The sequence below is a fragment of the Bacillus sp. 491mf genome (assembly GCF_900112415.1).
GTDB lineage: Bacteria > Bacillota > Bacilli > Bacillales > Bacillaceae_G > Bacillus_A.
The window spans coordinates 18,016-29,869 of sequence record NZ_FOLV01000010.1 but is presented as its reverse complement, the minus strand read 5'-3'; the positions used below and the strand labels follow the sequence as shown (position 1 = coordinate 29,869).

The 11,854-nt window shown below is 32.9% G+C and carries 11 protein-coding genes; 10 read left to right on the top strand and 1 reads right to left on the bottom strand.

Annotated elements, in window-relative coordinates; translation table 11 throughout:
• The first annotated feature begins 323 nt into the window (after nucleotides 1–323).
• From BM211_RS11690 to BM211_RS11675, 4 genes are all read left to right on the top strand, one after another.
• Entirely contained in the window at nucleotides 324–1,040 is a 717-nt protein-coding gene (locus BM211_RS11690) for a hypothetical protein (protein ID WP_218160799.1), read from the top strand.
• Nucleotides 1,041–1,116: 76 nt separating this feature from the next.
• Nucleotides 1,117–1,431 (top strand): hypothetical protein, encoded by a 315-nt coding sequence (locus BM211_RS11685; protein ID WP_090997390.1) that lies wholly within the window; start codon nucleotides 1,117–1,119, stop codon nucleotides 1,429–1,431.
• A 1,100-nt stretch (nucleotides 1,432–2,531) separates the two neighbouring features.
• Nucleotides 2,532–4,766: an N-acetylmuramoyl-L-alanine amidase family protein gene (locus tag BM211_RS11680; protein WP_090997388.1), complete on the top strand. Its 2,235-nt coding sequence runs from the start codon at nucleotides 2,532–2,534 to the stop codon at nucleotides 4,764–4,766.
• A gap of 226 nt (nucleotides 4,767–4,992) precedes the next feature.
• On the top strand, nucleotides 4,993–5,355 hold the full coding sequence (locus BM211_RS11675; RefSeq protein WP_090997385.1) for a hypothetical protein: 363 nt from the start codon (nucleotides 4,993–4,995) through the stop codon (nucleotides 5,353–5,355).
• Between the two features lie 228 nt (nucleotides 5,356–5,583).
• On the opposite strand, the gene BM211_RS11670 is transcribed toward BM211_RS11675, so the two are convergent.
• Nucleotides 5,584–6,171 (bottom strand): recombinase family protein, encoded by a 588-nt coding sequence (locus tag BM211_RS11670; protein ID WP_090997382.1) that lies wholly within the window; start codon nucleotides 6,169–6,171, stop codon nucleotides 5,584–5,586.
• 298 nt (nucleotides 6,172–6,469) lie between these two features.
• Between BM211_RS11670 and BM211_RS11665 the strand changes: the two genes are divergently transcribed.
• The 6 genes from BM211_RS11665 (at nucleotide 6,470) to BM211_RS11640 (ending at nucleotide 11,602) form a co-directional block, all read left to right on the top strand.
• A complete protein-coding gene (locus BM211_RS11665; protein ID WP_090997378.1) occupies nucleotides 6,470–7,144 on the top strand; it encodes a response regulator transcription factor in 675 nt (224 codons plus the stop codon).
• On the top strand, nucleotides 7,145–8,278 hold the full coding sequence (locus BM211_RS11660) for a sensor histidine kinase (RefSeq protein WP_090997375.1): 1,134 nt from the start codon (nucleotides 7,145–7,147) through the stop codon (nucleotides 8,276–8,278).
• Between the two features lie 92 nt (nucleotides 8,279–8,370).
• Nucleotides 8,371–9,201: an efflux RND transporter periplasmic adaptor subunit gene (locus tag BM211_RS11655; RefSeq protein ID WP_090997372.1), complete on the top strand. Its 831-nt coding sequence runs from the start codon at nucleotides 8,371–8,373 to the stop codon at nucleotides 9,199–9,201.
• A gap of 4 nt (nucleotides 9,202–9,205) precedes the next feature.
• Nucleotides 9,206–10,405 (top strand): ABC transporter permease, encoded by a 1,200-nt coding sequence (locus BM211_RS11650; protein ID WP_090997369.1) that lies wholly within the window; start codon nucleotides 9,206–9,208, stop codon nucleotides 10,403–10,405.
• Between the two features lie 15 nt (nucleotides 10,406–10,420).
• Nucleotides 10,421–10,903 carry a hypothetical protein gene (locus tag BM211_RS11645; RefSeq protein ID WP_090997366.1) on the top strand — a complete coding sequence of 161 codons (483 nt, stop codon included), beginning with the start codon at nucleotides 10,421–10,423 and terminating at the stop codon, nucleotides 10,901–10,903.
• A gap of 18 nt (nucleotides 10,904–10,921) precedes the next feature.
• Nucleotides 10,922–11,602, top strand: coding sequence for an ABC transporter ATP-binding protein (locus BM211_RS11640; RefSeq protein ID WP_090997363.1), 681 nt, complete (start codon nucleotides 10,922–10,924; stop codon nucleotides 11,600–11,602).
• The last annotated feature ends 252 nt before the right edge of the window (nucleotides 11,603–11,854 follow it).

Below are 11,854 nucleotides of genomic sequence, written 5' to 3'. Positions count from 1 at the left end.
TCAGATGAATTTTGAAGAAAGATAAGAGTAATAACGGAGGAAGTGCTCCTCTAAACGCGGAAAAGATTGCACTTCCAGAAGTTCTAGCTCCTTGTCTTAGTTTCACCCCAATTTCGCAACCTAATGCAGCATATCAAAGTGCAACTACAGGTATAGCTGACGGTACCTCTGTTAGCTCCATCACTGATGGATTCCAAACTGTAACTTTTAGTTCGCCTGTGACATGACGTTAGGTTCCGACTACTTGGGCAACTTGGTCTTCTCCTCCAAAGTCAGAAAGTCCAACTCCTCCTGTTTTAGAAAATTCAAGTCTCGCGCTGATAATGGACTTGAATGTTCCAGTTAGAGTCTTCGGATTTGAACTTGAACCAAACTTTTTTGAGACATTTGTATTTACAGCTATATTTCTTTCAGGTGGTGTACCTGTGGGAAGTATTACTCGGGAAGTAGATGGCTTTGCTGGTGCTAGATTGTTCGTTGCTGAAATAGAATGTACTTGTCCTGCTATCAATCAAGTAATCGTCGCTAGTCTTGATACTTTTGCAATTGCTCAAGTTCGATATTTGGTAGATTGTCTTCCTGAATGTACTGTTCGGAGAATACCTTTCTCTGGTACGATACCACTTCCTACTATTTGCCCTGTTACTCTTAATGGAACTCCGTCTATTAACGTTTGCGCTGATCTTAACTGTACTGTAGGTCAATGTGAAACAGAGGTTATTATTGAATTATGCCCAAATGAGCCTGGAATTCCATGCGTCGTTACTCTCGATACTGTAAAATTCACAGGATTTGCTGAGGTACTTGGCAGCATCCCTATACGATCAGCAGCTTGTGGTCGTTCGGTATTAGATACAGACCTTTTCTTCTCAAAGAGAGTAGCAGTTAGTCAGACTTGTTTTGCTTGTGCAGCAAGCAATTTCAATTGTGATACAGTCGATAGATGTGCATTATTAACACCGCAAGTCACAGCTACTCAGTTCGTTGGAGACGAACTTTTGATTACAGGATTTATTGACTTTAGCTGTGGATCTATCTAACAGTTAGAGATAAAACGTCAAGATGTCACACTTAAATCTGTATGTTATTCCAATATAAGAATAAGGGGGGATTCAAATGCAGGAAGAACTAAGGGGATCAGCATCTGGAAATCAACCTACACTTCATAAAGGGTGCGGTTGTAAAGGGAGTAATACGGTAAATGGAAGTAGACCCCCTCTAAAGGCTAAGGTTACATCAATGAATCCTTCCAGCGAAATAAAAGGACAGTCTATCGAAGTTAAAGTAAATCCTATTAGGGAAGAGCAATCAATACCTCAAGAAATAGAAAAAGAGTCCAACCCATTATTAAAAGAAAACGATCAAGTATTAAATAATGAAACAGGAATTTTAAATAAAATGATATCTTGGTTGAAACGATTCATTCGTTAAGAATAAGGAATTTGAAGTGATAGTTTAGAAACAGAAGTGTTATAAGAGGGGTCACCTTATCAAAAAAAGAAAATTGTACGATTTTTTACTTTTGGTGACGTGACTCCTAATATAAAAAGAAGTTGATTCTGCTCACTCAACTTCTCATGATTATTTATGGTGTACAGCACATCACCTGATTAAAGAACCTTACATTATGTAGGGTTCTTTTACTTTTCTTTTACTGCGTACGCTATTTATCGTGCTGACTATCTCCTTTTTAAAGCTAGTTGCTGGAAATACGGGATTTTAATAAAGCATTAGAACACGTAGTATTCATAAATCAAATCATCCTCCATAAAAGCACAACAAACCCCACAGAGAACAAAAAATGTTTTCTGTGGGGTTTGTTGATTTCAAAGGAGCTCAGGGAAGCTCGGTTAGATCAATTTTATTTTTCTAACACATCTGAACGAGTTATTCATTCATTTCATGAGTTACTTGTAACAAATGTACCTTGCAACTCATAAATTGCTTAAAATTCAAGAAATGATTGTTAAGCAACTTCGATATTCTTATTGTATTAGAAAAACAAGATATAAAGTGTTTTGCATATATATCAGGAATAAGCTTATCTTACTTTAAATGTCTTTCAAATTACTTTCGTAAATATTACAAAAGTCTTTCTTTGATTTTTAAAGATGCTCGGCCGAGATGAATAACAGAATCCGTTTACTCTTTACCTCATGCTAACAATAATATGTGTACTTTTTCTGTACTTGGATCTCTGTATTTTGTAAGGGTTTCTAACGATATACGATGAAACGATATCAATTTAATTGTAGGAAAGAAACTAGTATGGAGAATGTGGAGAAATACACAATTACTTCAAATTATTAGTTGGTAGTAATATGAAAGTTTCCTGTTTATTGGTTAATAAAGGGGATAAATGGTTTTATATTGAAAAGGTTTCCAGATTACGTGATTTCTTTATAATTTCATGAAAGACTTTTGTAACACTTATGCAAGGGATTTGAAAGGTCTTTAAACTATGCTGAACTTCAGAACATTAATTTTAGATGATTCTAAAGTGAATATTTTCACAAAGAGAGGAGAACGGAATGAAAAAGAAATTTAAAACAAATGGAATTGGAAAGAAGGTAATTCCTGCTACAGCGGCATTGGGAATTCTTTTTTCTATGGCACCGATTGCAGAAAATAAGGCTAGCGCAGGGATAGGTGCGGTATTAGATATAGGTATTACTGTATTAGGTGCTGTAGCAAACACTTATGAAGCACTTGGAATAACCCCAGGGAATCCAGACCCAGGCACTCACATTGATGTATATGCAGAAAACGAAACTTACCAGGCTCCTAGTTTTACATCTGGGGAATTTAATATTTCCATGTATCATACACAAGGTGATTCAAATTTTCTTAAACCAGTTAAAGTACGCTATCCAAATGGAAGAATTGAAATTCATCAACTAAGATCTGGGCAGCAGCTTAAAATTACTGAAGCAGGTGCAATTATAGATTTAAACCCTAATGCAGCAAATGTCTCAGAACACGATCTTCTTTACATTACACAAGCACAATTAGACGAAGGAAAGACCGGAGTTGTGATGAATCAAGGCCAACATGCATTTGTAGAAAAAGCATCTGGTAAAAACCCAAGATTCCTTGGTCCACTTTACAAAAAATATTCCGGCGACTCCTTTGGCGATTGGACGGTGATTGCTAGAAATTCAGATTACCTATTTGATCAGATAGCAAATAAATTATCAGATGAGCAAAAACGATTGATAACATTGACTTCAAAGCCAGTATCTAAAGATGTCCTTGACAACTATGTTAATAATGACCCTAAAGCTCGTGCAGATTTTTATGATCGATTATCTGATGTATTGGCAGAGCGTACTAACGTCATAGAGACAGGTCTGCTACTGGAATACATTAGACTAAATGATGGTAAACCTTATCAAATTATCCCTTATAAAAAAGGAACGAATAAAGTAATCGTAAAAACAGGTTCAAAATACCTTTCAGGAAAAGAAGGAAACGAACTTCAATATTCCGATTCGCTTGGCGATGATGAAGTATTTGAACTTGTTCAGGTGGAAAATAATGCAAGTGGTTCATCTCAGTTCCGTTTGAATAACAAGAATGGAGTAAGTTTAGCTGGTGATAGGGATACTTACAAGTTCGGTACTGGCGAGCGTTTCGACTCTGAAATTCGTTTCGATGATAAAAGCAACGATGAAATTCATAATTGGTTAATAGAGTGGTATCCGGGTAAAGAAAATGAGAAACATAAGTATGACGGAGCACAGTTTGTAGCTGATGAAAAAGATTCTACTAAATTGATTGCAAAAGATTCCTCTGGAAACGTGATAAAGAACAGTTGGGTAAACAAAGATTCGAAATATCATTTTGCAGATGCTGAAGGAGCCCTTTTGAAAGGCTGGCAAGACATTAAGGGGAAAACTTATTATTTTGATCCGTCTAATGGCGAATTAGCTACGGCGAGAAATAAAGCTGGTGTAGGACGGATTGAGGGTAAGTTTTATACTTTCGATGATTCTGGCGCTTTGCAACGATCAGTATGGAGCAAGAGTGGATATGATGGTCGTTCCTATTCCGATGATTCTGGAGCACTTATTGAAAATGGTTTACGGGAAATTGATGGTAAAATTTATCATTTCGGAGGTACTGTGGTCCAGAAAGGTGAACTACGTCTAGAAGATCAAAATGTCATCCTTCACTTTTCCGACAAAGGTGTGCTTGAGAGGGTTTCTAATCTAAATGGACAAGTTATAGACAGTGCTATTAATGTTAAGTTTGACAACAAAATATTAGCATTTAATAAAGACGGTTCGATTTTGAAAACAGGAATCAACAAAAATGCGAACACAATAGCATATTATAGTTTAGAAGATGGACCTTCCTATACCGGTTGGAAAATGATAGACGGTAAAAGATACTACTTCGAAAATGGCCTCAATTCTACGTTCAATGCGCATAAAGACATTGACGGAAAAAGATATTATTTTCATGAAGATGGATCAGTTAACCGAGCAGGGTTTGAAAAAATAGATGGTAAGATATACCACTTTGACAATAACGGCGTAGCACAAACGGGCTGGCAAACTATCGATAATAAATATTATTACTTCGATGAGAATGGGGCAGCTAAAACAGGATGGTTCAACGTTGGTGGGGGATATAGACCTTGGCCTCTTGCATACGGATACCTTTGGTATTGTGCTAGAGAAGATGGTTCACTTTATGCAGACGGTTGGTTTAAAATCGACGGTAAAGATTATCACTTTGACCAGTGGGGACATAAAATGTAAAATAATAACAAGGGAATGCTTGTATGCTGATGTGTACTGCATTCCCTTATTCTATGTATACTATATTTCTATATTATGAAAACACTGATGGATTTTTCTTGACAGATTAGCAAGAAATCGAGGGGAAAACATGCTATGAAGTCTTGAGAATCCTTTACTGTACAAAGTGACCACCGTTAAAAAATAAAACATAATTAAATTTGTATAGTATCGGAGGTGTAACGAAATGAAACAACTACATATAAGATTATCACTTATACAATTAGTTCTGTTAGTACTGAACTTATTTATATTTTCTTCAGCCATGCCATTTTTACCTTGGTTTGTTGAAAGTCCTCTTGGTTGGTTAGGTATATTGGCTACCACTCCTTTCTTGTTAATTATCGGTAGAATACTACCACAACTAAAAAAAAGCAAAAAATTTCGCATAACAAGAACAAGAAAAGTAATTCCTTTTCTTGCAGCTATTGTTTCACTAGTTATTATGTTTTCACCTACCACAGAATTATCAATTGTAATAGCTCTTATCGTTAATGGGCTAATGGCTATCATGACAATTGGATATTTGTTACAAGATTTTATAGGCTGAATAAAAAATATAAATCCATAAAGTGTATTCGTTAAAATCATTAATTATCGTACTATATAACTTTAGAACCATATCATTTATAATCAAATAATTCGCAAATAGGAGGAGCCAATATCTATAGTTTAGCTCCTGCTGTTGTGATGCATCCCTTCAGTAAAACTGAAAATTTTATAGAAAAATGAATATAGCCTATAAAAGTATAGATAGTACTTGTTGTTCAAAATTATTTTAATAACCATTTCGCTTTAATGTTCGATAAATAGTAGTTCTATCAACATTTAAAAAATCAGCAATTTCTTGTTTCGTTTTTCCTTGATCAAGTAACTCAAGTATTAGATCCGTTTTAGACTTATTGATTTTAGGAGTTCTCCCCAGTTTTCCACCATTTTCTACATACTTCATACGTCCAGCCTGCGTTCGCTCCAGTATATAGTTTCGTTCAATGTCAGCAAATAAAGATAAGATTGTAACCATTACTTTCGTAGTCATATCATCTTTCTTCCGCGTATCAATGTTATCGTTAATAGCAATAACCCCAATATCATGTTTGATCAGTTTTTCATGCGTACGGATCATATCAGAAAGATTTCTACCTAAACGATCTAGTTTATAGACAATAAGTGTATCTCCTGGATTGAGCCGCTGCATAAGAATTTGAAATTGTTCTCTCTCCATGTTTTTTCCACTTTGTTTTTCTTCAAAAATACATTCTTCCAACAATTCAATTTTGTTAGCCTCGCAATATGTAAGTATTTCGTTTTTTTGAAATGTATAGTCTTGTTGCGGAGTTGACACCCGAATATATGCGTAATTCATTTTTTTGCCCCTAACGTTGCATAAATCTATTTTTCTATTTTGCTACGAATATCGTATTATTTTCGGGATTCAATTTGCAACATAATATATGCAACGTCGTGACGCTATAAAAATCAAGCCCAAGAGAAGTGTTGCATATATGTTAATTTTTGCAACACCTAGTTGGACCTATTCTCCTCTTAGAGTACAGGGTATTGACTTAAATGTGTCGTAACGTACAATTTTCTTTTTTTTGATAAGGTGATCCCTAACATAGAACTAACATTCTATTTGTTATAATGAGGTGGGAGGGATAGACTTGAGATTATTAATTGTAGAAGATGAAAAAATGCTTTCAGACGTTTTAACTAAAGGTTTAGAATTAGAAGGCTATGCTGTGGATCAATCATTTGATGGTGAAGATGCTATCTTTCAAATAGAAGTAAATCAATATGATTTGGTGGTGTTGGATTTAAATCTACCCAAAAAGGATGGATTAGAAGTATTGGCACACATCAGAACTCAGCAGGAAATGATAAAGACAATCATATTATCTGCTCGCGTCTCTATTGAAGATAGGGTTAAAGGTATCGAACAAGGTGCAGATGATTATTTAATTAAACCATTTGATTTTGGAGAACTATCTGTTAGAATTAGGAATTTACTGCATAGAGAATTCAAACAGATCCCTTTAGATATTCAATTTTTCAACTTAACTTTACAGACAAAAAATAAAAAAATTGTTACAAAAGATAAAGAGTTAGAATTGACAAATAAAGAATTTGGAATCATAGAATATTTAGTTTTTAATCGTGGCAGAGTAATTAGTCCAGAAGAAATAATAGATCATGTATGGAATGATGAAGTTAATCCTTTTTCTAGTTCACTAAGGTATCATATATCAGTTTTAAAGAAAAAAATGCGAGAAGTTTTTAACGTAGAAATAATAGAAACAGTAAGAGGTCAAGGGTATATAATCGAAGAGGAGAAATAGATGACGAGATTTAATAGATTATCACTTCAAATGAGAATAACAGTTTTGACAGGAATGATTTTAACAATTGTGTCTGTTGCAATGACTGTATTTGCGATTTCAAATGGTCAGCAATTAATTGTGCCAGCACAAGAATCTGTGCCAGCAATGGAAACAATTTCACCAAATAATGAATTTTTACCTTCCACAAATACAACTGATCAAATTGAAATGAAACAGACTTTTGATTATAGAAGTATTATTTTTGGCTTTTTTTCAATCGTTATTGGAACAGGACTCGTTTATATTGTTTCTGGACATGCTATTAAACCTGTTATTGAATTAAAGAAAGGCATAGAAAAAATAGATGAATCAAATTTATCAGAACGGTTAGAAAAAAAAGATGCGAGTGATGAAATAATAAAGCTGACCGATAGTGTAAATCATATGTTAGATCGAATTGAAGAAGCATTTTCTAGACAAAAACAATTTGCAGCTAGTGCAGCTCATGAACTAAAAACGCCTTTGAGTATTATGAAAGCAAGTTTACAAGTGACAAATAAAGAAATAGCTACTCAATCGGAAGAAGAGATTAAAAATAATGCTCTACAATTAAAAAATATCAATCGATTAAGTCAAATTGTTGATGATTTGTTGCTTATTGCAAACACCACTCAATTTGTAAAAATCACCAATGAAGAAGTCTACTTAGATTTATTATTAGAAGAAATAATAGAAGAATTATCACCTTTGTATCAAGAGTACCAGATTAATTTAGTTCTAAATTTAGAAGAGTGTAGTATTATTGGAAATCCTGATTTATTATATCGAGTTTTTTATAATCTAATTGAAAATGCCTACAAGTATAATGAATTGAACGGTAAAATTTGGATTAAAAGTTATTTAAAGAATGATGATTTAAAAATTGAAATTTGTAATACAGGAAAAACGATTGATAATAAACACATTAATCATTTAACGGATGCTTTTTACAGGGTAGATTCATCTTGGTCTAGAGAATATTCTGGCGCAGGTTTGGGTTTAACAATTGTAAAAAATATTTTAGAGAGACATGAAATAGAATGGTGCATTAAAAATGATAAAAATAATTTGACATGTATTAATTTAATCCAGAGAAAGAGTAAAACTAGTTGATATTCCAACTAATTTTACTCTTTTTTTTACCTAACGAAAATCTAACAATGAATTTGTTAAACTGTTTTTAACTTAAAGAGAGGGGAAGTATAGTGAGAAAAAATAAACTAAAGAAATTTTTACTTTTTGCAACTTTTCTCATCATGATTGGTGGTTTTGGATTCTATCATTATTATGAAAAGAGACAAGAGGAACAAAAAATACCTGAATTATGGAGAGAGTATCCTGTAAGTAAGGGGAATATTACTTCTCATTTTGACGGTGGGGGAAAGGTCTTTTTTGATGAAACAACTTATACAAAACCATACTGGATGATGGTAGATAAAGTTTTTGTTAAAGAAGGGGATATCGTCAAAAAAGAACAGCCTATTTTGAGAGATAGTTTAGGAAATGTCATCTTATCAGAAAGTAATGGTATTGTTACAAAAATTCAGGCTGAAAACAAAAAAGAAATTCAGTATAAACAGCCAATTGTTACAATTGGAAGTTCTGACAAAAAATCTGCTCGTATAAAAGTTAAGCAAGATAATATAAATGCTGTCGAAATAGGTCAAGAGGTTAAATTGAATTTCATTGGGGATTCAAGTACTGAAATAGCTAGTAAAGTGACTGAGATAAATGGTTTACCTAAAGATGGGCAAGAAGGGGTTGAATATGAGGTAACAGTTCAATTTGATAATAATGAAGTAGTTCTTTTACCAGGAATGACTTGTTCAGCTAAGTTTATTGAAAAGAGTTTAACAGATGTGTTAACTATTTCAAATAAAGCGATTCAAATAAAAAATGGTAAACAGTATGTTCAAATTCGTAATAAAAAAGAAGAAGTTAAACAAATAGAGATAAAAACAGGTTTCTCTGATGGCCGTGTCAGTGAAGTACTAGAAGGATTAAAAGAGGGCGATATAGCGGTTGTGAAAGGATGAAGCTATGAATATTGTTGAATTAATTAGGATGATATTAACGAATTTAATTCAAAATAAATATAAAGTCATCCTGACTTCATTAGGAATTGTTATAGGAACTATGACCATTATTTCGGTAATAGCAATTGGTCAAGGTGGTGAAAAGAAAATTGAAGATCAGTTCAAAAATTTATCAGCTGAAACAATCTATATAAATTATCAACCACCACTAAATAATGATAAACAACAAAAAAAAGAGCGCTTAGGAATGAAAGAAATAGATGTAATTAAGGATGAAAATCCGTTATTAAAGAAAATCTATTTACGAGAAATATTATATAGTGAAGTAAAAGTGAATGGTAAGAAAAAAAGTACGTCAATCGTAGGTGTAAGTGAAGGATATTCAGAAGTATCAAATTATAAAATAGAAAAAGGAAACGACTTTTCTTTAACTGATTTTACTGAAGGAACAAGATGTATTGTATTAGGAAACAATTTGGCAACTCAATATTTTGGTTCTTCAGAACAAGCATTGGATAAAGAAATTACTATTAAGGGTTACTCTTACAAAGTTATAGGAGTGTTAAAGAAAATTTCTGATGGTCTTCAAGGAGTTAATCCAGACGATACGATATTTTTACCTTATGAAACATTAAGTTTAAATGATTTAATTGGTGATCAGTCTATTCCACAGGGAGTAGCTTTAGCAACAGGTAAAGATAAAATAAAGCCAGCGATGAAGCGTATTAAAAGTAGTTTAAACTATGTCTTTGATGACAGCAATATGTATGAAGTAGAAGACGCTGGTAGTAGAATTGATGCTGCTATGTCATCAGCTAAAACAATGAATGTTTTATTGATATCAATGGCAGTTATTGTATTTATCGTCAGTGGCATTGGCATTATGAATGTACTTTTTGTATCTGTCAATGAGAGAACGAAAGAGATTGGAATTTTAAAAGCAATTGGAACGAGTCAGCAGGATATATTAAAACTGTTTTTATATGAATCAATAGGAATAGGAGTAATGGGAGGAAGTTTCGGAGTAATATTTAGTTACATATTATTACCATTCTTGAAAAACAGTAGTATTCCAGTACACGATAGTTTTCAAGGGAAAATAATAGCCATTGGGTTTGCTATTTTAACGGCAACTGTATTTGGGTTTTACCCCGCCTATAAGGCATCAAAACTCACACCAGTTAAGGCTCTAAATAAAAATTGAAAGTAGGAAAAACAAATGAAAAAAATAGGTTATGTAGTAGGTGCATTCTCTTTATTCTTTTTAATAACGGGGTGTAAGAATATTACAGAAAAAAATAATACAGAACAATCAACAAATAAAATACAATCAGTTGAAAAAGAGGGGCAATCGGCTAAAACAGATATTAAATTTGGGAAAGTTACTAAGATAGTAGGTAATGAATTAGAACTAAAAATAGGAAAAAATCCAATTGAAGAAGAGAAAGTAAGTGAAGAAAAGTCTGACCCTAATAATAAGGGAGAGGTTCCAGCAGCAAAATCAGGTGAAGCAAAATCGATAGAGGATCTTCCAAAAGAATTGGACTACACAGGTGAGGAAATGAGTCTTAAGGTTGATGCAGGTGTTGAAGTTGTTGATCAAGGAAAAGAAGCTAATTTAACTGCAATAAAAAAAGGTGCGATTGTTGTGGTAGAAATTGATAAGAAAGAAAAAGTTAAAACAATTATGATTATCAATTAAGATAGGTGGTAACTATTTTTGAAAACAAATGATGTGATTCAATTAAAAAAAATAAATAAAAGTTATCAGATTGGGAAAGAAAAAGTAAAAGTTTTAAATAATATTAACTTAAATGTTTATAAAGGCGATTATATTGCTATATTAGGAGCATCTGGTTCTGGAAAATCAACATTGATGAATATTATAGGGTGCATGGATTTAGCTGATTGTGGAGACTACTTATTAAATAATCAATTGATTGGAACATATGATGATTCAGAGCTGGCAACGATAAGGAATCAAGAAATAGGCTTTATTTTTCAAAATTATCATCTAATACCTCAATATACAGTTCTTCAGAATATTATTTTACCACTCTTAGTAAGAGGGATGAAACGAAAAGAAGCACAAGAAAAAGCTGAAGAAATGATTCATCTGGTTGGTTTATCTGAGCGAACGCATCATAAACCCAAAGAATTATCTGGTGGACAACAACAAAGAGTAGCAATTGCTAGAGCATTAATTACAAAACCAACATTGCTTTTAGCTGATGAACCGACAGGAGCATTAGATTCAACGACTGGACAGGAAATATTAGAGTTGTTTCAAAGATTGAATGATATGGGGAATACAATCATTGTGATAACTCATGATAATACGGTTGCTAATCACGCAAGGAGAATATTAAGATTAACGGATGGGGTTTTGTGTGAAAAGTAAGCTATAGTAATTTATATCATGTAATAGGTTATCATTTTATTGTTGTTGGCGGTTGTTAATTAATATCTACTATTTAAACAAATAGCGTTCTAAGCAAACAGGTTTAAATATTTACAATAACCTAAATTTCAGATGGAATGATTGTAAGTATCAAAGATAAGAATACTGTGATTATTCTTACAGGACGATTATAAAAAAGGTTTGAATAAACGTTTAAAGAAGATTCAAAAGAGTATGTTAAGATGATTATGT